Source organism: Mesorhizobium sp. M2A.F.Ca.ET.043.05.1.1 (assembly GCF_003952445.1).
Taxonomy (GTDB): Bacteria; Pseudomonadota; Alphaproteobacteria; order Rhizobiales; family Rhizobiaceae; genus Mesorhizobium.
This window is the reverse complement of the sequence record NZ_CP034446.1, coordinates 2,507,371-2,530,205: the sequence shown is the minus strand read 5'-3', so window position 1 is coordinate 2,530,205 and position 22,835 is coordinate 2,507,371. Positions and strand designations below refer to the sequence as shown.

General features: G+C 65.9%; 24 protein-coding genes. 12 read left to right on the top strand and 12 right to left on the bottom strand.

What is annotated here, in order from left to right:
* Positions 1 to 99: 99 nt before the first annotated feature.
* Positions 100 to 429, bottom strand: coding sequence for a hypothetical protein (locus EJ069_RS12385; RefSeq protein ID WP_126061520.1), 330 nt, complete (start codon positions 427 to 429; stop codon positions 100 to 102).
* A gap of 261 nt (positions 430 to 690) precedes the next feature.
* Here EJ069_RS12385 and EJ069_RS12380 point away from each other — a divergent pair, with 261 nt between their 5' ends.
* Together EJ069_RS12380 and EJ069_RS12375 are read left to right on the top strand one after the other, a co-directional pair.
* Positions 691 to 2,712, top strand: a complete 2,022-nt coding sequence (locus tag EJ069_RS12380) for an AI-2E family transporter (protein WP_245456648.1) — start codon at positions 691 to 693, stop codon at positions 2,710 to 2,712.
* Positions 2,713 to 3,316: 604 nt separating this feature from the next.
* Positions 3,317 to 3,670 (top strand): cupin domain-containing protein, encoded by a 354-nt coding sequence (locus tag EJ069_RS12375; protein WP_126061518.1) that lies wholly within the window; start codon positions 3,317 to 3,319, stop codon positions 3,668 to 3,670.
* A gap of 295 nt (positions 3,671 to 3,965) precedes the next feature.
* Here the strand turns inward: EJ069_RS12375 and EJ069_RS12370 are convergent, their stop codons facing one another.
* From EJ069_RS12370 to EJ069_RS12355, 4 genes are all read right to left on the bottom strand, one after another.
* A complete protein-coding gene (locus EJ069_RS12370) occupies positions 3,966 to 4,769 on the bottom strand; it encodes an acyltransferase (protein ID WP_189476315.1) in 804 nt (267 codons plus the stop codon).
* A gap of 123 nt (positions 4,770 to 4,892) precedes the next feature.
* A complete protein-coding gene (locus EJ069_RS12365) occupies positions 4,893 to 5,114 on the bottom strand; it encodes an alkylphosphonate utilization protein (protein ID WP_126061517.1) in 222 nt (73 codons plus the stop codon).
* Positions 5,115 to 5,389: 275 nt separating this feature from the next.
* Positions 5,390 to 5,623 carry a hypothetical protein gene (locus EJ069_RS12360; protein WP_126061516.1) on the bottom strand — a complete coding sequence of 78 codons (234 nt, stop codon included), beginning with the start codon at positions 5,621 to 5,623 and terminating at the stop codon, positions 5,390 to 5,392.
* Between the two features lie 32 nt (positions 5,624 to 5,655).
* On the bottom strand, positions 5,656 to 5,898 hold the full coding sequence (locus EJ069_RS12355; protein WP_126061515.1) for a hypothetical protein: 243 nt from the start codon (positions 5,896 to 5,898) through the stop codon (positions 5,656 to 5,658).
* Between the two features lie 410 nt (positions 5,899 to 6,308).
* Between EJ069_RS12355 and EJ069_RS12350 the strand changes: the two genes are divergently transcribed.
* Both EJ069_RS12350 and EJ069_RS33740 read left to right on the top strand, forming a co-directional pair.
* A complete protein-coding gene (locus EJ069_RS12350; protein ID WP_126061514.1) occupies positions 6,309 to 7,238 on the top strand; it encodes a hypothetical protein in 930 nt (309 codons plus the stop codon).
* Between the two features lie 572 nt (positions 7,239 to 7,810).
* Positions 7,811 to 7,933, top strand: a complete 123-nt coding sequence (locus EJ069_RS33740; RefSeq protein ID WP_281060068.1) for a hypothetical protein — start codon at positions 7,811 to 7,813, stop codon at positions 7,931 to 7,933.
* Between the two features lie 455 nt (positions 7,934 to 8,388).
* On the opposite strand, the gene EJ069_RS12345 is transcribed toward EJ069_RS33740, so the two are convergent.
* Positions 8,389 to 9,297 (bottom strand): LysR family transcriptional regulator, encoded by a 909-nt coding sequence (locus tag EJ069_RS12345; protein WP_126064709.1) that lies wholly within the window; start codon positions 9,295 to 9,297, stop codon positions 8,389 to 8,391.
* A gap of 134 nt (positions 9,298 to 9,431) precedes the next feature.
* Between EJ069_RS12345 and EJ069_RS12340 the strand changes: the two genes are divergently transcribed.
* Positions 9,432 to 10,859, top strand: a complete 1,428-nt coding sequence (locus EJ069_RS12340; RefSeq protein WP_126061513.1) for an MFS transporter — start codon at positions 9,432 to 9,434, stop codon at positions 10,857 to 10,859.
* Positions 10,860 to 11,307: 448 nt separating this feature from the next.
* Here the strand turns inward: EJ069_RS12340 and EJ069_RS12335 are convergent, their stop codons facing one another.
* The gene (locus EJ069_RS12335; protein ID WP_245456523.1) at positions 11,308 to 11,547 is read right to left on the bottom strand and encodes a hypothetical protein; all 240 of its coding nucleotides are present in this window, start codon (positions 11,545 to 11,547) and stop codon (positions 11,308 to 11,310) included.
* Positions 11,548 to 11,720: 173 nt separating this feature from the next.
* Positions 11,721 to 12,119 carry a low affinity iron permease family protein gene (locus EJ069_RS12330; protein ID WP_245456522.1) on the bottom strand — a complete coding sequence of 133 codons (399 nt, stop codon included), beginning with the start codon at positions 12,117 to 12,119 and terminating at the stop codon, positions 11,721 to 11,723.
* Between the two features lie 324 nt (positions 12,120 to 12,443).
* Between EJ069_RS12330 and EJ069_RS12325 the strand changes: the two genes are divergently transcribed.
* Both EJ069_RS12325 and EJ069_RS12320 read left to right on the top strand, forming a co-directional pair.
* On the top strand, positions 12,444 to 12,638 hold the full coding sequence (locus EJ069_RS12325; RefSeq protein ID WP_126061511.1) for a hypothetical protein: 195 nt from the start codon (positions 12,444 to 12,446) through the stop codon (positions 12,636 to 12,638).
* A gap of 229 nt (positions 12,639 to 12,867) precedes the next feature.
* Complete coding sequence (locus tag EJ069_RS12320) at positions 12,868 to 13,179, top strand: hypothetical protein (RefSeq protein WP_126061510.1); 312 nt, start codon at positions 12,868 to 12,870, stop codon at positions 13,177 to 13,179.
* 77 nt (positions 13,180 to 13,256) lie between these two features.
* Here EJ069_RS12320 and EJ069_RS12315 read toward each other — a convergent pair whose 3' ends face one another.
* Positions 13,257 to 14,099 (bottom strand): slipin family protein, encoded by an 843-nt coding sequence (locus EJ069_RS12315; RefSeq protein WP_126061509.1) that lies wholly within the window; start codon positions 14,097 to 14,099, stop codon positions 13,257 to 13,259.
* A 246-nt stretch (positions 14,100 to 14,345) separates the two neighbouring features.
* Between EJ069_RS12315 and EJ069_RS12310 the strand changes: the two genes are divergently transcribed.
* Positions 14,346 to 16,271: a diguanylate cyclase gene (locus EJ069_RS12310; protein WP_189476312.1), complete on the top strand. Its 1,926-nt coding sequence runs from the start codon at positions 14,346 to 14,348 to the stop codon at positions 16,269 to 16,271.
* A 137-nt stretch (positions 16,272 to 16,408) separates the two neighbouring features.
* Here EJ069_RS12310 and EJ069_RS12305 read toward each other — a convergent pair whose 3' ends face one another.
* Entirely contained in the window at positions 16,409 to 16,894 is a 486-nt protein-coding gene (locus tag EJ069_RS12305; protein WP_245456521.1) for a hypothetical protein, read from the bottom strand.
* Positions 16,895 to 17,102: 208 nt separating this feature from the next.
* Between EJ069_RS12305 and EJ069_RS12300 the strand changes: the two genes are divergently transcribed.
* On the top strand, positions 17,103 to 17,390 hold the full coding sequence (locus tag EJ069_RS12300; protein WP_126061507.1) for a GIY-YIG nuclease family protein: 288 nt from the start codon (positions 17,103 to 17,105) through the stop codon (positions 17,388 to 17,390).
* A gap of 166 nt (positions 17,391 to 17,556) precedes the next feature.
* On the top strand, positions 17,557 to 18,579 hold the full coding sequence (locus EJ069_RS12295; protein WP_126061506.1) for an IS110 family transposase: 1,023 nt from the start codon (positions 17,557 to 17,559) through the stop codon (positions 18,577 to 18,579).
* Positions 18,580 to 18,965: 386 nt separating this feature from the next.
* Here the strand turns inward: EJ069_RS12295 and EJ069_RS12290 are convergent, their stop codons facing one another.
* Together EJ069_RS12290 and EJ069_RS12285 are read right to left on the bottom strand one after the other, a co-directional pair.
* On the bottom strand, positions 18,966 to 19,349 hold the full coding sequence (locus EJ069_RS12290; RefSeq protein WP_126061505.1) for a VOC family protein: 384 nt from the start codon (positions 19,347 to 19,349) through the stop codon (positions 18,966 to 18,968).
* Positions 19,350 to 19,473: 124 nt separating this feature from the next.
* A complete protein-coding gene (locus EJ069_RS12285) occupies positions 19,474 to 20,403 on the bottom strand; it encodes a LysR family transcriptional regulator (RefSeq protein WP_126061504.1) in 930 nt (309 codons plus the stop codon).
* 96 nt (positions 20,404 to 20,499) lie between these two features.
* Between EJ069_RS12285 and EJ069_RS12280 the strand changes: the two genes are divergently transcribed.
* Together EJ069_RS12280 and EJ069_RS12275 are read left to right on the top strand one after the other, a co-directional pair.
* Positions 20,500 to 21,510 carry an NAD(P)-dependent alcohol dehydrogenase gene (locus tag EJ069_RS12280; protein ID WP_126061503.1) on the top strand — a complete coding sequence of 337 codons (1,011 nt, stop codon included), beginning with the start codon at positions 20,500 to 20,502 and terminating at the stop codon, positions 21,508 to 21,510.
* A gap of 244 nt (positions 21,511 to 21,754) precedes the next feature.
* On the top strand, positions 21,755 to 22,735 hold the full coding sequence (locus EJ069_RS12275; RefSeq protein WP_189476309.1) for an IS5 family transposase: 981 nt from the start codon (positions 21,755 to 21,757) through the stop codon (positions 22,733 to 22,735).
* Positions 22,736 to 22,835 lie beyond the last annotated feature (100 nt).

Sequence of the window (22,835 nt, the reverse complement as noted above, 5' to 3'; positions counted from 1 at the left end):
CGGGCCGCCAACCGAAGCGTCCTGTCCCAAGCGCCTGTGGCGCCGGACGCGAGATCGCGCGGGCGGCAGAGCCGCCCGCGCGATCATTAAGGCTTACTGCTAGTAGTTGTTGTAGTAGCCGTTACCGCACACGCGCACTTCTTCCGTCACGCGGTGGTGATGGCGCCAGTGGGTTATCAGCTCGGTGCGGCAATGATGGCGGTGATAGCGGTTGTGGTAGCGCACCACATAGCCGCCATTGTCGTAATAGTCGTCATTGTAGACATGGCGGTAGTAGCGGTGCGGATAATAGCCGCCATAGTCGTCATAATAGCCGTCATCATAGCCCGGGCCGATGCCGATACCGAGCTGCACACTGCCGGCGCTGGCCGGCGCGATCGCGAACGCCGAGGCGATGGCGATCATCGAAGCAAGCAGAAGCTTTTTCATCGCTGCCTCCTTGAGTTTCGAGGCCCCTTCGGCAAGACAACGATCTCGGGCGGTCCATGTTCCCGGCCCGCTGCCCGGTTGCTGGGGCCGGACTGCGCATCGGCAGGATGCAAGGGAGCGGATCCGACACATCGCGTCGTCCCCGCAACCGCATGAGCCCCGATATTTATTAGAGCAGCTGCAACCGACCGGGCTTCGGCGCGTTGCACGCCGGCGAAGTATCTGGGATCATTGCCGGACGGACGGCATGGAGGCTCGATGGTGGCGGCCAATCGCGGGAACGGGGCGTCGGAGCCGAGGCTGGAAGGCCTGCTCGCCGCGTCCAGGGGCCATCCGCGCACGGCGCTGCCGACTGTGGCCAGCGTGGTCGTCACGGTGGCCGCGCTCTATTTCGGGCGCGAGGTGTTCCTGCCGATCGCCGTCGCGCTACTTTTGACCTTCGCGATAGCGCCCGTCGTGTCCTCACTGAAGCGCGCGGGGGTTCCGCGCATCGCGGCGGTCATCGCCAGCGTCGCCGGCGCCTTCGCCGCGCTTTCGCTGTTCTCCTTCGTCGTCGCCACCCAAGTCAGCGACCTCGCCCAGAACATCCCCCTCTACCAGATCAACATCCTGACCAAGGTCCGCGCGCTGAAGGAAAACGGCCTCGGCGGCGGCATCATCTCGCGCCTCGGCGGCGTCATCGAGCGCGTCGGCCAGGAGATCGACCGCCAGGAGCCGCAGCTGCCCTCGGCCGCCCAGGCGCCGAAGCGCGAGCCGATCCCGGTCGAGGTCGTCTCGCATGAAAAGCCGCTCGAGGTGCTGCAGAACCTGATCGGGCCGCTGATCAGCCCGCTCGGCTCCGCCGGCCTCGTCATCATCGTCGTCATCTTCATGCTGATGGAGCGCGAGGACCTGCGCGACCGCTTCATCCGGCTGGTCGGCTATGGCGACCTCCACCGCACCACGCAGGCGCTGCAGGATGCCGGCAAGCGCGTCGGCCAGTATCTGCTGATGCAGCTGGTGGTCAACATCATCTACGCCGTGCCCATCACGATAGGGCTCTGGGTGCTCGGCATCCCCAACGCGCTGCTTTGGGGCCTGCTGGCGCTGGCGCTGCGCTTCGTGCCCTATATCGGCCCGATCATCGGCGCGCTGCTGCCGCTGTTCCTGGCCTTGGCCGTGGCGCCCGGCTGGTCGCTGCTGTTGTGGACCGCCGCGCTGTTCATCGCCGTGGAGCTCGTCACCGGCAATGTCATCGAGCCCTGGCTCTATGGCTCGCATACCGGCTTGTCGCCCCTGGCCATCATCGTGGCGGCGATCTTCTGGACCTGGCTGTGGGGGCCGATCGGCCTGGTGCTGTCGACGCCGCTCACCGTCTGCCTGGTGGTGCTTGGCCGGCACGTGCCGCAGTTCGAGTTCCTCGACGTCCTGTTCGGCAACGAGCCGGTGCTGGAGCCGCATGCCAGGCTCTACCAGCGGCTCCTGGCCGGCGACCCGGACGAGGCGACCGACCATGCCGAGGAGATGCTGGAGGACAAGTATCTGTTCGAATTCTACGGCCAGGTGGCGATTCCGGCGCTGCTGCTTGGCGAGCAGGACCGCGAGCGCGGCGTCATGGATGACGCGCAGCGCCGGCAGCTCGCCGACAGCGCCATGACGCTGGTCGCCAATCTCGACGACAGCGCCCAGCAGGAGGCCGAGGAGGAAGAGAGCGAGCAGGCGGCCGCTGCCGATGAGAAAGCAGCCGAAAGCAAGGCTGGCGAGAAAAACAAGGCTGGCGAGAAAAACTCTGGCGAAGCCAAGCCTGCCGAGGTGGAGGAGGAGGTCGATCTGCCCGACGGCTCGGGCATCGCAGTGCTCTGCGCCGGCGGGCGCGGCGAGCTCGATGACGCCGCAGCCGCGATGCTGGCCCAGGTGCTGGAAGTGCAGGGCGCTTCGGTGTCGAAGGCGAGCTTTACCGAACTCGAGCCATTGGCGATCCGCCGTCTCGACCTCGAAGCCATCGATGCTGTCGTGATCGGCTTCCTCAACCGCCAATCCACCCGGCACGCGCGCTTCATGGTTCGTCGGCTGAAGCGCATCAAAGCGAAGCTTCGGGTGGGCATCGTTTTCTGGTCGGAAGTCGGCAATGGCGACGTCGAGGCCGCGGCAGAACTGGCTGCCACTCTCAACGCCGACTTCGTGGCCTTTGGTATGATCGACGCGGTCACCGGAGCGCTTTCCAAAAAGGCGGCCGTCACGCTCAAGGCCGGCCACCGGCGCAGGCAGCCGGCGCGCAGGAAACAGTTGCAAGCCGCGGAGTGAAGGCGGAGCGCCCGCCAGTGGTGTAACGGTGTCGGCAAAACGGGGGGAAAAGAAAAACTCGCCGGACCTACCCTAATGCCCAAGCCCACAGGCCCGGCGAGATTTAAACCTGATCCCCGATCAGGACCGGCGGGAGGACACCGGCAATCTCTTCATAGCAAGACGAGTGCCAGTCCCGAAACGGGACAGTGATGCTTAACGCCGTAATCCCTGCGGAACGTCTGTTAAGTGTTGCTAATGTGCTACAGCTTATGGGCCGCGCCAGCTTTAAGGTTCCACATGCGGACCTGAAAGCCTTGAAAGGGGGGTACCTTGAAGAAGACCTATGAGAAGCCTGTTTTGGTCAGGCGCGAAAAGCTGAGCGGCATCGTCGCAACACCATCTTCCACTCCGACCTGATCTGACCGGACACTGAAAAGCCCGCCATCCGGCGGGCTTTCTGATTCATCGGGAATCCGGCTGAGGCGAAATCCACCGGATCTTCAGCTGCGGACCGCCAGGCTCGGTCGCCACATCGCCCCTCGCTGTCGCATCGCCGCGTGCAACCCATGCCGTCATCCGCTATGCCGTCGCCAGCCAATCCCGGCGAAACCAGGAGCATTCGATGACCAGACCCACCATTCTCAAATTCGGCGCCGTCGAGCATGCCGAGGGCGGCGACCTGCCGGGCTGGATCGCGGTCGAGGGTTCCCCCACGATGCAGACCGCCGTGCAGCACACCACCGAGGACGGCAAGGTGCTGTCGGGCACCTGGCGCGCCTCGCCCGGCACCTATCATGCCACCTACACCGACTATGAATTCGTCCACATGATCGCCGGCCGCATCATCATCACACCCGACGGCGGCGAGCCGGTCGAGGTCGGCCCCGGCGACGCCTTCGTCGTCGAGGCGGATTTCAAGGGCACCTGGAAGATCCTCGAGCCGGTGACCAAGCATTTTGTGGTTGTGGTGGGGTAGGGGGCGCGGCGCCGAAACTGCTGATCTCCCCCCTCGTGGGGGAGATGGCCGGCAGGCCAGAGGGGGCGCTGAGGATCGCAGCGCCTCAGGATAAGGGTTCCTCGCCCCACGCAATGGGGAGAGGTGGCTCGGCGAAGCCGAGACGGAGAGGGGAGCGCCCTACGAAGGCCCCTCTCCGTCCGCTTCGCGGCCACCTCTCCCCCGCCTTTGGCGGGGGGAGGAACCCAGCTTAGATACGCTTCTTCGCTCCGCCCTACCTTCCCACCTTCGAAATCACCCTTTTCTCCACCTCCGGCTAAAGCGATTCCTCGAAGGGCGTGGCCATATGGTGCTGGTCGCGGAAGGCGAGCCATGGGCGGCTGCGACGCCGGTGCCGGTCAGGAGGAGGGCCGGCACCGGCGCCCGCGCCGCATTGGCCATCAGCCAGCCGTTGCGACGGATCGGGTTCTCGATGAGGCGGTAGGTGAGGGCGGGCAGCGCCAGCGTCAGCGCGAGGCAATAGAGCCGCTCGATGGGCGTCAGCTCCGGCGCCAGCATGCCGGCATAGACGATGAGCGGCCAATGCCACAGATGGATCGAATAGGGCGAGCCTGCCAATCCACTGCAAGGGCGGCAGCGCCAGGGCGGCATTCACCCAATTCCGCCCGCAATCGGGTGAATAGCCGTCCCTGGCGCCGGCCGCTCCCGCCTTGAGCAGAAGGACCGTGCCGGCGACAGGCAGAAGCGCCAGAAAGCCGGGGAAGGGAGCGTCCTCGCTGAAGGCGGGATAAGCGGCCCCGATCATCGCCAGGCCGGCCAGGCTCAACGCCCGCCCCAGCAGCGGACGCTCCTGCAAAAGCCGCGCCGGCGCCATCGATGCGAGGCCGCCGGCGGCAAATTCCCATGCGCGCAGCGGCGAGAAGTAGAAGGCCCAGGGCTGCGAAACGCTCGTCAGCCAGGCGCAGAGGATGAAGGAGACCAAGCCCGAGATGACGAAGACGACCCCGGCAAAGCCGCCCGGCAGCGCCGCCAGGCCGAAATGGCAGGCCACGACGCCCGCCACGGCCACCGCCCGCAATCCTTCTATATCGGGTCGGAAATCCTGCGCCGATGCTGACACGAATACGAACCTCGTGAATGCTCGTTCGTATCCCGCCTGAGGCAAAGCCTCGGCCCTATGCGTCGATATCGCAATGCAACAAATCTAACGCAGTGCAACATAAGGGGAGATGGGATCCCGCAATCACGCCTTCTTCAGGAACTCCGTCCTCAGCACCAGGCCCTTGACCTGCTTGGTGTTGCATTCGATCTCGCCGGGATTGCCGTTGAGGCGGATGTTCTTCACCAGCGTACCGCGCTTGATCGTCTCGGACGTGCCCTTGACCTTGAGGTCCTTGATCAGCGTCACGGAGTCGCCATCCTTCAGCGGCGTGCCGTTGCTGTCTTTCACAATAAGGTCGGTCATGGCGGGTCTTTCATCGGTTGGATGGCCTGCGCCCGCCTATCGCGCCGACCATGGCCTGGTCAAGCCGCGCGCTTGGCCCGCGCGGACCGCATGGCGCGGCCCGCGCGGGGGGCAGGCGCCGCCTTGCCGACGGCGCCGAGCCTCCAGCCCTCAGGCTGGCCGGGTGGGCTGTCGCCTGGGTCGTTCGCCCACTTCGCCGATCCCGGAGGGCTGACGGCCATCAGTCTTGCGCGGTTGCGGGACCGGAACCGTCGGGCGCGCTTCCCGCAATTGGCCTAGAAATGCAGGTACAGCGGCGGCGGATAGGCCTGGCCCGGATCCGCGGTCTTCGGCGTCCGGCCCGCCAGGGGCTGGATGCCGCCGGTTGCCGTCTCATCGAGCGGCGGCCGATGCTTGCCAGTCGTGGCGGCCTTTTTTTCGGTCACCACGATTTTCGTCTTGGCCCCGACCCCTTGCGTCAGCGCGACCGAGACGAAAAGCGCCGTCAGCGCGGATAGGACGATCTTCATGGCAGGTTTCCTTTCCTGGCTCTGCGGCTTCCTCATGGCTTGAAGCCAGATGCGTCGAGCAGCGCGACCTGCTTGCCGTCGACATAGAAGCGTATCGCATGCGCGTCGTTGTCGATGTCGATGCGGGTGGGCGACGCTTCTTGAGTGGCGGGCGTTGCCTTGACGTATTTCGACTGGAATTCCCCCTGCGGCGCGTTGATGAACAGCAGCGCCAGCGCTATGCATCCCGAAACAAACAAGATGAAGGTGAGTGTCGAAGAAGTGGTCGAGGTCATCTGAACATTCCTTCCGGATGAGGTGGCAATACGGTTTGCTCGTCGCCGGCTTTGGCCGGGATTCGGCGTCGCTCGAAATCGAGCGTGTCACAGCTCTGCAAAGGAAGGGGATGACGTGCTCAAGCCCACATTCAGCGCGTTTTTCATGACGGTCTGCCCCTTGCCCGCAGCGAGCTTAGCGCCGGCTGCCCGGGGGCAAAGGGCGGCCATGTGGAAGGGCGTGGAATTCTGCGGAATTTCCGCGGCATCGGCCTGTGGAAGGTCAGAGCACCGGACGTCGGGCGCAGGACGAAAGTCCGGCGCGCAGCGTGGCGACCATGCGTATCATCACCAGTCGAGGCCGTGCCGGCGGGCAGGCAACGGCCAGGCATGATTTCTCGGAAGGGCACGGGGTCCGAGGGGGCGGTTCTATGGCACAGCATATCGCGCAGAAGCTGCGGCTGACATCGGCCCTGCTCGGCACCGTCACCCGCAAGGATCTCGCGGCGGCGTTCCGTTCCGTCAACGCCAGGACGGCATTCGATCTCGGCCGCGCCGACAAATGGCTGCAGGGCCGGGCTCAGCCGCGCGAGCAAAGCGTCTACGACGATTGGGCGAAAGTGCTGCGCCTCGAGCAGCCCGGCGCCTGGATCGCCGAGAGCGATCTGCCGAGCTTCGCGGCCGCCATCGCCGCCCGCCACGGCATCGACGCGGCGGAGCTCGAACGCCGCGCTCGCGCGCAGTCCGCTGCCTCGCCCGGACATGACGACAGAGGCATCGGACTGGCGCTCGCCGGGACCTATGCCTGGTACACTAGCGCCTGGTCGCCCTATTATCGCGGCCAGCTCATCAGGGGCCGCCTGGCGATCGAGGCGGGGCCCGGTGCGCATGCCTTCAACGCCATATATCGCGAGACATCGCCGACCGGGCAGTTGCAGTTCTCCGGGCCGGTCACGCCGACAAAGCGCAGCCTCTATCTGCATCTGAAGGAGGTGGGCGGCGAGGCGCAGTCCTTCCTTTGCCTGTTCCCGCATACGCAGCCGGTGAGCGTGCTCGGCGGCTATATGGTCGGCACCGCCATCTTCGCTCCGGAAGCGCAGCCCTCGCTCACCAGGATCCTGTTGGTGCGCCTGCGCGATGCGCCCGCCGCTGAACAATGGGGCCCCCTGCCGCCCGGCATCTCGATCGCCGCCGACCTGGCAAGCCTCGGCATCGTCATGGAGCACCCGGAAGCGGTCGACCGCCAGCTCGGCCAATTCCTCAGCGCCGACGGCGATGGCGGCGTCAACCAGATCCCGCCGTCCGAGTTCCGCGCCATCGTCAACGTGTTCGACCGCCATTGGCTGCGGCATGCCGGCTAATTGTCCTGTGTCATTCCCGGCGCGCAAGCGCGATCGGTTGCGTTGCAAGCAGCGGCAGAACTGGAAGCCTGGACCGGCCAGGAGCGGGCGGTACACTGCGCAGGTGCCCGCCCGTCCGGCGCCGCCGCCAAGCTGCTGAAACCCCGTCCGTCCCCAACAGCAACGGTCATGGCGTGACCAGTGCTTGCGGAGTGCCATTGGCGCGGTGCCCTGTCAACGCCGCCGGCGAGGGCTCCAGAAGCGCCTTTTTAGCCGCCTTTTCGCGCCTAAGCACGCATGGCAGTCATGCTGGGGCCGCGGCGAAGAGGCCTGAAATGGCGGAATTCCGGGCATTTCCGATATCCAGCATACCGCGCCGCACATATATGCGTATCCGCTTGAATAAGCTGATTTTTCGCCAGACCGACTGTCCCTTCGACCCTGACTTTTTTTGGGGGCATTTCGGCGGTGCAAGATCGGCGTCCGGCGGCGAGGGGTTCTCCTCTTGAAAGCGCTTTTTGGCGCGCGTGTGAGCCGTTTCATGATCTGCTCATGAAAGACGTGATACAATGCCGGCAAAGGGGGAAGTTGCGATGGCCAATCGGTTGTTCGAGATCCTTGCCAGACGGCGCGGGTGGCTGGACCGGGTCGCATTGGGGCTGCTTGTCTTCCTGGCGACCCTGGTCGCCGCGCTGATGGGCGGCGCCGGCGCCTAAAGCAATTCCAGGAATGGACTCTGTCCGATCGCTTTGAATTCGAAGGTCGCGGGCCTGAGCCGCACCGGCCTTGATCGCCCTGTCGCCGCTCAGTCCTGCAAAAGAGGAGGTGCGCCGTAGCCGCGCAGGCCGGTTCCGTTGCAGGCCTGGCAGGAAACCCGTTGTCCGGGGCAATTGTCGCGCAACGTACCCGAGGGACAGCATGAGCCTTTCGACGCCACCTGCTTTTCACACTCGAACACCTTGCCGGCGCCCAAGCATCGGGGGCACGCGAACTTCCTGAATTCGCCCAAGCGAGCCTCCGGCTGTTTCAAAAGCGCCCGGCAACGCGCTGACCATGCCACGGGTTCCATGAACGGCACGGTTTTTCTTGCGCGCAGTATACGTTAGTAAAGGCTAACGTTAAAGAAGTGTCCCCGCGGCGCATGGTTGGTACCTCGCCGCGTCAATCCCTCTCAAGGGCCGGGATTACGCGCCCCGCCGCACACCTCCTTCACTAGCCCTCGCAGCCAGCGATGCGCCGGATCGGCATCGAGCCTCGGATGCCACAACAGCGAGATCGTCAGCGGGACGAGCTTGACCGGCAGCGTGAAGGTGAACAGGCCCTCGCGCAGCGTGCCCGTATAGCGCTCCGGCACCGTGGCGATGAGGTCCGAGCCGCGCGCCAGCGCCAGCGCCTCGGCGAAGCCGCCGACCACGGTGGCGATCGTCCGCGTCAGCCCGGCGAGCTCCAGCGCGTCATCCACCGGGCCGCGATCGAGCCCGCGCCGCGAGATCAATATGTGGCGGCCGGCCGCGAAGCGGGCGGCGGTGATGCGGCCTTCGCTCAAAGAATGGCCGGGGCGCGCGACGCCGACGAAGCGGTCGCGGAACAGCGCCCGCGAGCGCACCTCCGGCCCGGTCGTGGTGCCGATCACGCCGGTCTCCAGATCGACCGCGCCGTCGCGCATCGGGCCGCTGTCCTTGTCGGGCTTGGGCACGAAGCGCAATTGCACGCCCGGCGCTTCCTCAGCCGCGCGGGCCAGCAGCGCGGGGCCGAAATTCTCGACGAAGCCGTCGCTGTTGCGCAGCGTGAAGCTGCGGTTGAGCCGCGCGAGGTCGAGCCGCTCGGCGGGCCGCAGCACCGCTTCCGCCTCCTTCACCAGCCGGCCGACCTCCGCGCCGAGCTCCGCTGCGCGCGGCGTCGGCACCAGGCCTCGCCCGGCGCGCACCAGAAGCGGATCGCCGGTCGCCGCGCGCAGCCTCGCCAGTGCCCGGCTCATCGCCGAAGGACTGAGCTTCAGCCGCCGCGCCGCCCTGGCGACGCTGCCTTCGGCAAGCAGCACATCCAGCGTGACGAGCAGGTTGAGATCGGGTCGCGACATAAGCGCAACCATAGCATGGTTGTCGCGCGATGACATGGCGTTTCGTGCACTGATCAAGTGCAAATGCTGCGCGTTCCGCCATATCGGCTGGACGCCTATCTTCCCGGCGCATTTTACCCGACGGAGAAGACATCATGGCCGATATTGCCGAGACTCGCGCCGCGCCCGTAACCCAATCGACGGCGGGCGCGCTGGCCAGCCTGTCTCTGGCCATGCTCGTCTCCTCGCTCGCCACCAGCATTGCCAATGTCGCGCTGCCGACGCTGAGCGTGGTCTTCGCCGCGCCCTTTCCGGCGGTGCAATGGGTGGTGCTTGCCTATCTGCTCGCCATCACCGCGCTGATCGTCAGCGTCGGGCGCCTCGGCGATCTCGTCGGCCGCCGGCTGCTGCTGATCGCAGGCCTGGCGCTGTTCAGCGCCGCCTCGTTTGCCGCCGCGCTCGCGCCGTCGCTGGCGCTGCTGATCGCCGCGCGCGCCGTGCAGGGGCTGGGCGCGGCGGTGATGATGGCGCTGACGATAGCCGTCGTCGGCGAGACTGTGCCGAGGGAACGCACCGGCAGCGCCATGGGACTGCTCGGCACCATGTCGGCGCTCGGCACGGCGCTCGGCCCCTCGCTCGGCGGCGTGCTGATCGCCGCCCTCGGCTGGCGCTCGATCTTCCTCGTCAATGCCGCGCTGGGCGGCGCCGCGCTGCTCGCCGCCTGGCGCTTCCTTCCAGCGGCGAGTATCCCGCGCCAGGCGGCGGCCGCGAAGGCCCGCTTCGATGTGCCGGGCACGCTGCTGCTCGCCGCCACGCTTGCCGCCTATGCGCTGGCCATGACCATGGGGCGCGGCCATTTCGGCGGCCTCAACGCGGCGCTGCTCGGCGCGGCCGCGGCCGGTGCGGCGCTGTTCGTCCTCGCCGAAGCCAGGGTGGCGTCGCCCCTGGTCAAGCTCGCGCTGCTGCGCGACAGGGTGCTGGCGCCAAGCCTCGCCATGAACGCGCTGGTCTCGACGGTGATGATGGCCACCCTGGTCGTCGGCCCGTTCTTCCTGTCGCGCGCGCTGGGCCTGAGCGAAGCGGCGACCGGGGCCGTGCTGTCGATCGGCCCCGTGGTCTCGGCGGTCTGCGGCGTCATTGCCGGGCGTATCGTCGATCGGCTGGGGGCGGCCGCGATGGTCGTCGCCGGCCTGGCGCTGATGGTCGCCGGCTGCGCCGCGCTCACAGCGCTGCCGGGCCTCTTCGGCGTTGCCGGCTACGCGGCGGCGATCGCCGTGCTCACGCCGGGCTACCAGCTGTTCCAGGCCGCCAACAACACCGCCGTCATGGCCGATGTCGACAGAAGCGAGCGCGGCGTGGTGTCGGGCATGCTCAGCCTCTCGCGAAATCTCGGCCTCGTCACCGGCACGGCGGTGATGGGCGCGGTGTTCGCCTTCGCCGTGGGGACGAGAGATATCGCCGCGGCAGCCCCGGCGGCCGTCGCGCACGGAATGGCGATGACCTTTGCGGTGGCTGCGGGGTTGGTCGTGGTCGCGGTGGCGATTGCATTTGCCAGCGGTCGGAGGGAGCGCCGCAGCGCCTGATCTCCGCAGCCCAGCCTGCGCTGTAACACAAGGATGCGGACGGGAGGCGATGCCCGGCGGGAAGGAAAGGGAGACTCCGTTAACAAATGCAAATGTCAGGGCTGAGAAGTGTGCGCAGTCTCACTCAGGCCAACGCGTGGATGGTCTATAACGTCTCCACGGGCAGGGCGGGGCAGCGCTTCCGCCGGACTGTCGAGTGGGCGTGGCGGGGAGGTCGAAGCGATGCATGAAACATGGTGGCGGCGGCAGGAAGCTCAGCCTCTGATTCCTGAGCGTGAACTTCGCTTTATGATGAAACTCGGGCGTGTGGCGCGCGACGAGGCGATGAGATTGCTGGGGCGATACCGTGGGGACCGCGAGGCGGTATATGCTGAGTTGAGAAGGCGCGATGTGATCAGGGCACGCCACGCGCGGCCTCACTGATCACTTCATACGGCCCCTCGGGAAATTACAGCCCGAGTGTCCAGCCGTCTGTCATTTGCAATTCCCTGACCGACCTGAATAATGCAGCGCCTACGGTCGGCCCGTGGGTGGCCTCCACGAAAGCGGCTGCGGCGGTCTCGACGGCATCGGCTGAATGGTCGACCCTGTCGAAGCGCTTCACGACGCGCTCATGCAGCATCGACAGCCTTGCGGCCCGGTGGAGATCGGCGCGCTTCTCGCCGTGCATATCGAGCGGGGCGAACATGACCATCCCCAAAAACGGCGATACCCGGCTTTTTGTTCCGATTGGCCGGCGTGACAACGCTGCGCCGGGACGGCTTAGCGGGACGCTTCCGCGATCGCGTAATTTCGCCGCCGCCTGAGAGGCCTATCTTTGCCTGGCGGCGGTGCCCATTCCGCCTTCGGCCGGTGCCTCAGCTACCCCAACGAACCCCCACCCACTGCGGCGCCGGCCTCATCTCTCCCGCCGTTCAACGCCTCTGACGCCGCCAAGCGCCCGGCCTCGATCTCCAACTCCATCAGCTTGGATTTGATCTCATGCGGCTCGGCATGTTCGAGCCCGACCACATCGTTGCGCGTCTGCTTCAGGGCAATGACGATCTCGTCGAGCTTGGCGTGGATGGCGGCGGTGTCCCGGTAGCCCTGGATGAGGACCACCCCGGTGATGATGATGGCCGCCACCGACAAGGCATAGGTCACCACGTTTGTAAGCCCCAGCGGCACCAGCAGCGTGCAGGCGGCCATGGCGGCAAGCATCGCGTAGAAGCCGGGCGGGCGCGACAGGAAATCGGCGATGCGGAAGAGCAGGCGGTTCATTCGGCCGCCTATCCGAGCAGCATGCCGGCTACCAGGACGGTGAGCAGCACCGATGCCGGCACCGCCAGAAGCCAGCGCGCCTCCAGAACACTGTTGCGATCGTCGTCCATGGTCATTGCTCCTCTTGGCGGGCGCCCTGCCGCGAATTCCACGTCGGCAAACGAGGCTGGGAGGCTTTCGTTCCCCGATCCGGCGACGGTCGCAAAGCGATGTCGGACTGAGGTCGGACGGGCTTGCGAAGAGGACCGAGCGCCGCAACCAAAGCCAGGGCTTCGCATTGGCACGCGCGCCGATTTTTCGGGCGCCGCCCACAGGGGAGCAGACATGAGCCTTGATAGAACGACAGATGATTTAGACGACCAACCCTACGAGCCTGCGTTCTTCGCCGCCAAATACGGCCTGCCGCCGCGGCTGGCCAAAACGATGCTCGAGGCCAACGGCCCCGGGCGGCGCGCCTGCGACGCGGCCGCCACGACCTACCTGCGCTACATGGCGCTTCGGCGTCGGCGCGAAAGCTGACCTAAAGCATGTCTCCCGAAAGTGGGAACCGGTTTCGGGATAAAGACATGCGTAAAATCAAAAACCCAAAGCGCATGGAGCGAATCTGAAAGATCGCGACGCGCTTTGGTCGCCGGCTGTGCTTTTCCGCCTGCGCGGCCCGCGCCGCGACGCAACCCGGGCGGGAACCAAAGCGGCGGGCGGCGGTTTATCCGGCGAAGGGATGAATTCAGGAATCAGGAATAGAGCAATGAAAACAGTGCTTCTTGCTGCCCTGGCGCTCTGTGTCGCCGCGCCCGCCGTCGCTTCCGCGGCCGAGGCCGATGTCGTGATCAGGACGCATCACAGGCATTATTATCACCACCGCCCGGCGGTCGTCATCAACGACGAGGGCCACCGTCTTCACCACCGCCGCCATGGCACGGTCGCCTTCTACGACAATGGCGAGCGCGGCTGGCGTCACCGCCATCACCGCCGCGACGACACCGTGGTCGTCACGAGTTCGATCGGCCATCGGCACCATCACCGTCCGGTCGTCGTCGAGAGCGGATCCGACTACTAAGACCCCAACCCTCATAAAGGATCCGGTTCCGGCTCATGCGCCATGACGCGCGAGCCGGACCGGATTTTCATGTCCCCCTATGCCGCGCTTTTCAACACGCCGGCCTGAACCAGCGCCGCCGCCGGGTTGAGGCTGTCCACCAGCCCGGTCGGGATCAGGATGGTGGCCCCGCGTTCCTTGGTCGTCTCGTAGATGATGTTCATGGCGCGCAGCTGAAGTGCGGCCGGATGGTCGGCATAGGTGGTGGCCGCCTCCACGAACTTCGCCGCGACTTCCGCTTCCGCCGAACCCAGGATGACGCGCGCTTCCTTCTCGCGCTCCGCCTGCGCCTGGCGCGACATGGCGTCCTGCAGCGCCACGGGGATCGCGACGTCGCGGATCTCGACCGACATCACCGTGATGCCCCATTGCGCCGTCTTGGCGCCGATGACGTCGCGCAGATGCTCGTCCGCCGCCTTGCGGTCGGAGAGCAGCGAGGACAGCATCGAGGAGCCGATCATCTCGCGCAGCGAGGTCTGCGCCACGCGGTCGATCGCCTCGCGGTAATTGGTGATTTCCAGCGCCGCCTGGCGCGCGTCATGCACATGCCAGAAGATGACGGCGTCGACATTGACCGGCACTGTATCTCTGGTCAGCGCCTCCTCGGCGTTGAACGCGGTGGTCTGGATGCGCTGGTCGATGACCGCCACGACATTGTCGAGCACCGGGACGATCATGAACAGGCCGGGACCGCGCACGCCGAGCAGGTTGCCGGCGCGCAGGACCACGAAACGCTGCCAGGTGTTGGCCATCTTCAGCGAGGCTGCGACCAGGGCCGCGCCAACGAAGAACGGCGCCCCCGCCCATGGTCCGGCCAGCGCGCCGATACCGGCGCCGATGAGCGCGAGGACGGCGGTGAGGAAAAGGGTGATCGGATTCATCGAAATAGCTCCTTGTCGCGGCCTTTCGGGGCACGCGATGCCGCAACGGGCCTCGCGAGGAGCGTCGGCGGCCCGGGATGGACCGCGTGGCCGGCATGTCTGGGATCGATCACGCTTGTCGCGAGGACAATCGACGCCGGCAGGGAATCATATGGTGCGAAGCCGAGGGATTCGCCAATGGCGCGCAACCGGGGAACCGTCGTGGGTAGCGGCCTTAACCCGGAAACAACTTTTCAGGTGCTTTTAATGACCCGATCGGAGGTCGGTATCGGCGTCATGTGGCAACACCTTACGGCAAATCTGGCTGCGGTGGCGCTGTTCGTTTCCGGCTGGAACTACGTGCAGCCCTGGCTTGAAGGACGCTCGCAAAAGTTCAGGCTGCTTGTCTTCGGCTGCATCATGGGCTGGGGCGCGATGGCCTCCATGCTGTTGACCGTCGAGATTCGGCCGGGCGTCCTGCTGGATCTCAGGACATCGCTGGTTGCGACGGCCGGCCTATTCGCCGGCCTGCCCGGCGCATTGGTGGCCGCGGCCTTTCCGCTGGGATATCGCATCGCCATCGGCGGCCAAGGCCTCACTGCCGGACTGGTCGGCATCGCGGTGGCGTTCGCCGCCGGCGTTCTTGCCAACCGCATAATCGGGCGCCGCCAGACGCGCGCCTGGCAAGTGCTGGTGTTTGCGGTTTGTGTAGGCCTGTCCGGGCTGGTGCCGATCTCGATCCTGCCGCAGACGGCCGCCCCCATTATCGACGCGCGCCTCGTGCTGCCGCTCATCGCACTCAATATGGCGGCAACCGCCGTGGCCGGCCTCGTCGTGCTGCACACGCAGCTTGTCACCAAGGAGCGCAATCTGCTGCGCGCCGCGGTCGCCCAGGCGCCGGACTTCTACTACGTCAAGAACACGCGCGGCCAGTTCGTCGCCGTGAACCAGTCTGTCGCCGCCTTCCATGGCTACGATCATCCGGTCCAGATGACGGGCAAGACCGACTTCGACATAGCGGACCCTGCGCGCGCCCAGACCCTCTTTGAGCTCGAGCAGCGAATGCTGGAAACGGGCGAGGGGATGGCCGATTTCGAGGAGCAGGTCCCCAATGCGAAGGGCAATCTCCGTTGGTTCTCCACCTCGAAGACGCCCGTGCGCGATGTCGAGGGCAACATCATCGGCCTCGTCGGCGTCACGCGCGACGTCACGGCGCAGAAGCAGCTCGAACAGGCATTGCTCGAAGCCAAGAACCAGCTTTCCTACGCGCTGTCGGAAATGTCGGACGGACTTGCCATGTTCGACGCCGAAGGAATGCTGATCTTCTGCAATGAGCAATACCGGAACTTCTTCCCGCTCACCGGCGACCTGCGCGTTCCCGGCACGAGACTGCGCGACATCCTCGAAGCCGTGACGGTGACCGGTGAGCAGGTGGGCATCCCCAAGGGTCATGAGCGGGAGTGGATAGACAATGTGGTCGGCGCGCTGCGCACGCCGGGCGAGCAGCAGATCAAGCTGTTCGACGGCCGCTGGCTGATGTTGCGGACAAGGCCAACAGAGGCGGGCCTGGCGCTTGTGGTCGTCTCCGACATCACCGAGATCAAGAGCACCGAGGGAGAACTGACCACGCTCAGCAACCAGCTGGCGCAGCTCGCAAACACCGATCCGCTGCTTGGCGTCGGCAACCGTCGCGCCTTCGATCAGAGGCTGGCCGGCGTCGTTGCGGAGGCAAGCCAGTCCGACCGGGAATTCGCGCTGCTCTTGATCGATGTCGACTCCTTCAAGGCCTATAACGACCGTTACGGACACCTCGCCGGAGACGAGTGCCTGCGTCAGATCGCCGATTGCCTGCGGCAGCGCACCCGCGCCGGTGATTTCGTGGCGCGTTATGGCGGCGAAGAGTTCGCCGTCATCCTGTCGGAGGCCTCGGCCGCCGGCGCGATCCGCGTGGCCAACGATTTGCGCGCCGCGGTGCGCGAGCGGGCGCTGAAACATGATCGCAGCGAGCGCAAGATCGTCACCATCAGCGTCGGCATCGCCATCAGCGGCCCCGCCGCTCGCCACAATCCGACGAGCTTGCTTCTCCAGGCGGACAAGGCGCTCTACGCCGCCAAGGCAAGCGGGCGCGACGCCACGCGGCTGGCCGAGCCGGACGTCGGCTTCCAGCCGATCCCGCTTCCACGCAAGGCGTGACCAAGCGCGGCGGGAAAGGCCTAAAGCATGTCTCCCGAAAGTGGGAACCGGTTTCGGGATAAAGACATGCGTAAAATCAAAAACCTAAAGCGCATGGAGCGAATCTGAAAGATCGCGACGCGCTTTAGGAACAGGCGTCAATCGGCTTCGCCGCCCGAACCCTTGCCGCACTCGGCCAGCACCTTGCCGATCGCAGCACCTGAGCCTTTCAGCGGAAACGTCGCCGCGCCATACTTGTCGGCGCTGACCGTCACCTCGCCCTTGCCGCGCAGCAGCGAAAGCAACGGATCGGCGGGGCCGGAGAGCTCGGTGGTGAAGTAATTGTACATCGCCTCCAGCTCGAGCTTCTTCGTCAGGCTGTTGTCGCCGGCCTTGAAGGTGAAGGAGCCGCTGATGCCGGGCTCCAGCTGTCCGCCCGCGGCGCCGAGATCGTAGCTCAGCACCGGCTTGCCGAAACAGGCGAGCATCAGATGCGCATCGCCCTTCGGCCCGCCGCAGACCGAAGCCATCATCACGCTGCCGCCCTCGTCCTCTTCCATCCTGGCGGACCAGGAGCAGGACGCGGCATGGGCGGGCAGGGCGGTGAGCAGTGCCAGGATGAGTGTTGCCAGCCCACGTTTCATGATCGCTCCCCCTCGTGATGCGGTGGATCATAAAGAAATTCGCGAAAGCGGGCGAGCGCGCAATCGCACACCCTTTCGCTTCGTCATTCTAGGGCGAAGCAAGGAGCGAAGCGACGCGCGCAGACCCTAGAATCCATGCCGTGACGCGGGCCGTAAGATGCAACGGTGCAGAATGGCTACTTGCAACATCGCCAGCTAAGATCGCGACATGACAGGCTACGTCTACATGACCGCAAGCCAGAAAGGCGGCACGATCTACATCGGTGTCACCAATGACCTCGCTCGCCGGATGCCCGAGCACAAGGCTGGCCAAGGCTCTAGCTTTACCAGCCGCTACGGTGTGCAGCGTCTGGTCTGGTACGAGGAATACTTCGACATCGCCGATGCTATCCAGCGTGAGACATCGCCGAAGCGCTGGCCACGCCAATGGAAGGTCGAATTGATCGAGAAGACCAATCCGGAATGGTTCGAACTCTTTCGCGGGATCGGCTGGTGAGCGTTCTGCACCGTGGTGGCTCTCAGGCGTCACGGCATGGATTCTAGGGTCTGCGCGCGTCGCTTCGCTCCTTGCTCCGCCCTAGAATGATGGGTGGACGGCCCCTTGCGGCATCGAATGTGCCAAACTGGGCTGTGATCAACCCCAGAGGAGGAGACCGTCCGTCATGCAAGCTATCAGATTTGGAATCGATTTGGCCAAGAATGTGTTTCAGGTGCACGGCGTGGATGCTGCCGGGCGCGTGGTGGTGCAGCGGCAGCTGCGCCGCGCGCAGGTGGAGAAGTTCTTCGCCGCGCAGCCGCCGGCGCTGATCGGCATGGAGGCCTGCGGCTCGGCTCATCATTGGGCCCGCACGCTCAGCGCGCTCGGCCATGACGTCAAGCTGATGCCGCCGGCCTATGTGAAGCCCTATGTTCCGCGCAACAAGAACGATGCCCGCGACGCGCACGGCTGTTGCGAGGCGGTGAGCCGGCCCGACATGCGCTTCGTGCCGATCAAGTCGGTCGAGCAGCAATGGGCCCGGGCGCTGCACCGCACACGCGACCTTCTGGTGCGCCAGCGCACGCAACTGGCCAACGCCATGCGTGGCCTGCTCTATGAGATGGGACAGACAAGTGCCAAAGGGGCGGCGGGCATCGAGACCCTGCTGCGGCGCGTCGAGGCGGCCGATGAAGCCATCCCAGCGGCGCTGTTGATCTGCCTGGTGCCGCTGGCCGGGCAATGGCGGGCGCTCGATGGCGAGATCGGCAAGCTGGACAAGCAGATCCTGGCTCAGGTCAGGCAGCAGCGGGCAGCTTTGCGGCTGACGACGATCCCGAGCGTCGGCCCGATCATCGCGCATGCGACCGTCGCAGCCATCGGCGACGGTCGCCAGTTCGCCTCGGCCAGGGACTTCGCAGCCTGGCTGGGCCTGACCCGCAAGACCCATGACACCGGCGGCAAGCACAGGCCGACAGGCCATATAAGCCGTGCCGGCGACAAGGACCTGCGCAGGTTGCTCATTCTCGGCGCCAGTTCCTGGCTGCGTCAGGTCAGGGCCAAGCCCGACAGAGGCTCGCCCTGGATACGCGGCCTGCTGGCCAGGCGGCCGGTCAAGGTCGCCGTCGTGGCGCAGGCGGCCAAGACCGCCCGCATCATCTGGGCAATGCTGCAATCGGGACAACAATACAGGGCACCGGCTGTGGCCTAGCCGCAATCGAGGCCCTTAACAGCGTAAGGAGCAAAAAGGCAGCACGGCAAAATGGTCAGGACCTGGGTCGGGAAAATCCGCCATCGTCATCGCGACACCAAGCGCGCTAGAATGATTGGAACCGATCCGCGTAACCCTTGTTGGTCAGCGGTCATCGAAATCGACCGCACTAAAGGCCGAATACATGACCGCTCCAGACTTACGCCGTCGTCGTCATTTTGCCTCTTGCCCAAGAGGGGCCGTCCATACATGACGAAGGATAGGCTGGCGCTAGATCAACTTCTCCAGCGTAACCCTTCCCCCGTGGCACAGAACACCGCATGGCAATCGCCGGGGCGATGCCCGCGATCGTCAGTTCCCCACGCCCTTGCCGCGACGGCGTGGGCTCACCGCGCCTTGGCCGGCTGGAACAATTCCACCAGATTGCCGGAAGGATCGACAAGCAGGATCTGCGAGCCGCCCGGCCCGGTCACGATGTCGTTGCGGAAGCTGAGGCCTGCCGCCCGCAGCCGGGCAACCTCCGCCGCGAGATCCTCGACGATCAGGTGGATGCGGTTCCAGCCCCCTGGGCCAGGCCGCTCGCCATCGGGCATCGGCCTGCCCGCCGAACTGGTCGGACCGCTGAGGAGCAGCCGAAGCGCTCCCCTCGAGACATCGGCGAAGGCCGGCGCCTGGTTCGATAGCTGCATGAAGCCCAGGTGCTTCGTGTACCAGGTGAGGGCCTCTTCGACATCGTTGACCATGTAGCGGACATTTACAGTCGTGGACATTAGCCTTGCCTCTTGCGTGAGCGGGTGAGCAGTTTAGCCGGCATGTCGCCAGGCTGGCAATTTTTGTTCATGGTCCCTGAATGATCACCCGCTCAGGTCCGCCGACATCTCGACGTTGCCTTCCTCACCGCCGCCAGGGCGGCTCGGGCGAAAATCGCTTGCCGATCCAGTCGGCGAAGGCGCGGGTCTTGGCGGCCTGGCCCTTGGCTGAGGGCGTGACGACATAGACCGCGCCCTCGTCGGCCAGCGTCCAGTCTTCCAGGATCGGCACCAGCCGGCCGTCGGCAATCTCGCGTCCGACCAGCCAGTCCGTGCTCATCATCAGGCCGACGCCTTGCACGGCGGCTTCGACCAGCACCTCGGCGTCGTCGCTGACCAGTGGCCCGGAAACCTCGACGCGTGCGCGCCGGCCCTCGCGGTCGGTCATCTCCCAGACCGGGAAGGTCTGGAAGCCGGTGAAGCCGAGGCAGGAATGCTCGAGCAGCGCCTGCGGCGTCTCCGGCCGGCCCCTTCGGGCGAGATAGGAAGGAGCGGCGCAGAGCAGCCGGCGCCGCGTCGCCACCTTGCGCGCCACCAGGCGCGAATCCTCGAGGCTGCCCAGCCGCACGGCGACGTCGAAATTCTCGGCGACGAGATCGGCGAAGCGGTTGGAGAATTCGGCCTCGATGCGCAGATCCGGGAACTCGGCGAGGAACTGGGGCAGGAACGGGGCTATCCACATACGCCCGAACGTGCCGGGCAGCGCCAGCCTGAGCAGCCCGCGCGGCCGGCCGCCGGCATGGGCGGAGGCGGCGGCTTCGGCCTCGTCGACAGAAGCCAGGATGGCGCGCACCCGGACCAGGAATTCCGCGCCCGCCTCGGTCAACGACACGCTGCGCGTCGTGCGGTGGAGCAGCCGCACCCCCAGCCGCTCTTCCAGCGATTGCAGCCGGCGCGACAGGATGGTCGCGTCGCGCCCGACGCTTGCCGCCGCCCGGGTGAAGGAGCGTGCCTCGGCGACAGCCGCGAAGGCGGCCATTTCGGCAAGGGCGGCGGGTTCGTGGGATTGCTGCATGATCTGCAATACTCAAATGCAAAAGCCGACAATTATCGAGACATAACGCAGCAGATAGGTTCACTCAACCGGCCATCGATCCACGGAGTGAACCCCATGAAAGCCATCGAACTCACCCAGCCCAGGCTCGACGCCTTCCGCGCCGCCAGCGTCGCCACGCCCGAACCGCAGCGCGGCGAGGTGCTGATCCGCCAGCGCGCTGCGAGCCTGAATTTCGTCGACGTCGCCGTGGCGAGCGGCAACTATCCCGGACCGGTTTTCCCGCTCATACCTGTCGCCGATGGCGCCGGCGAGATCGTCGCGCTCGGCGAGGGCGTGACCACCTTGGCCGTTGGCGACCGCGTCGTCGCCCATGCCAAGCCGCGCTGGATCGGCGGCCGGCCGCGGCCTTACGAGATGAGGCAGATGCGCGGCATCTCGCTGCCCGGATCGCTCGCCGAATATGTCGCGCTCCCGGCCAATTCGGTCGTGCCGGTCCCGGCGCATCTCTCCTTCGAGGCGGCCTCGACGCTGCCCATCGCCGGCACCACCGCCTGGAACGCGCTCCGCGCCGCGGATGTCGGGCCGGGCTCGGTGGTCGTGCTGCTCGGCACCGGCGGCGTCTCGATCTTCACGCTGCAGCTTGCCAAGGCGGCCGGCGCCACCGTGATCACCACCTCGTCCTCGGACGAGAAGCTGGAGCGGGCCAAGGCGCTGGGCGCCGATCACCTGATCAACTACCGCTCGACGCCGGACTGGGACGGCAAGGTGCTGGAATTGACCGACGGCCTCGGCGCCGACCTCATCGTCGAGACAGGCGGCGCCGCCACCTTCGCCCGGGCCGTCAACGCCACCGCGCCCGGCGGCACGCTGTTCACCATCGGCTTCGTCACCGGCGCCGAGGCGACGGTCGACCTGCTGCCGATCATCATCAAGGCGCTGAAGGTGGTGGGCAACAACACCGGATCGGTGTCCGACCTCAAGGACGCGGCGCGGGCCATCGGCGCCGCCCGGATCGAGCCGGTCGTCGACAAGGTGTTTTCGCAAGAAGAGGCGACCGAAGCCTATACCCACATGGCCGCCGGCGGCCTGCATTTCGGCAAGCTGGTGTTCGGGCTGGATTGGTAGGAAGGGCAGACGTCGGAGATTGGCGAAAGCGGCTGAGCGCTGATCTCCCCCCTTGAGGGGGAGATGCCCGGCAGGGCAGAGGGGGTCGTCTCACATAGAGCGCCAGCGTTGTCTCTCGCCGAGCGCGGCGTCGGCGTTCCACGCGCGGCGACCCCCTCTGTCGCGACATCTCCCCCTCAAGGAGGGCTTTGCACGGAACTGAGTTGGTGATTCCGTAGGTCAGGAATGAAGGGGGATGATTCGGATGGTCGATCGCGTGCTTGGACAACTGAGCCTTGCGGATGGGCTGGTGTGGTCGGATGTGACGGAGCTTGACCAGATCGCGCGAGTGATCGACTGGTTGCCGATCAAGGCGCTTCTTGGTCAGCGCAGCGGACCAGGACGGGGCAACATTAGCTATCCGGCCGAGGCCTTGCTGCGCTGTTTGCTGCTTGGCGTGTGGAACAATCTCAGCGATCCTTCGCTGGAGGCACAACTGCGCGACCGGCTGTCGTTCCGCCGCTTTGCCGGTTTCAGCCTGTCGGACCCCACGCCGGACCATTCGACGTTGTGGCGTTTCCGCGAGGAGCTGAAGTGCGATGGGCTGATCGACCGGGTGTTTTATGAGATCACGCGGCAGCTTGAGCAGAAGGGGCTGATCGTCAAGCGCGGCACGTTGATCGATGCCTCCTTCATGCAGGCCGCCGCGCGCCCGCCGGCGAAGCCGAAGAAGGGTGAGGAGGCGACGGCGCGGCCATCGGCCGATGGCGAGGCACGTTGGGGACGCAAGGGCAACAAGACCGTGTTCGGCTATAAGGTGCACAACGGCGTCGACGATGCTCATACGCTGATCCGGCGCATGGACTTTACGGATGCATCGGTCACCGATACCGAGCCGGCCGACGGCCTGATCATCGGGGACGAGAAGGCGGCCTATGGCGACCAAGCCTACTACACCCATGCCCGCCATGCCCGGCTGAAGCAGGCCGGCATCAAGGACCGGCTGATGCACAGAGCCAACAAGCACCATCCGCTGACACCGCGTCAGAAGCAGCGCAACCGGCTGATCTCGAAGGTGCGGGCGGCAGTGGAGCGGCCGTTTGCAGTGTTCAAACAGCGCTACGGCATGCGGCGACTGCGCTTCTTCAACCTTGCGACCAACCGGACGCAGTGCATGCTTGCCGGCTGCGGCTACAATCTGCAAAGAGCGGCCGCAGTCCTCTTCCCAAAGAGGAAGCCGGCATGAGGCGCAGTCTGCCCAAAATCCACTGCCAAGGCGGCCTGAGGCCTCAAGAGCGAGGCCAATTACCCCGCCAAAGCGGCCCGAGCGCCTTTCAAAAAACGCC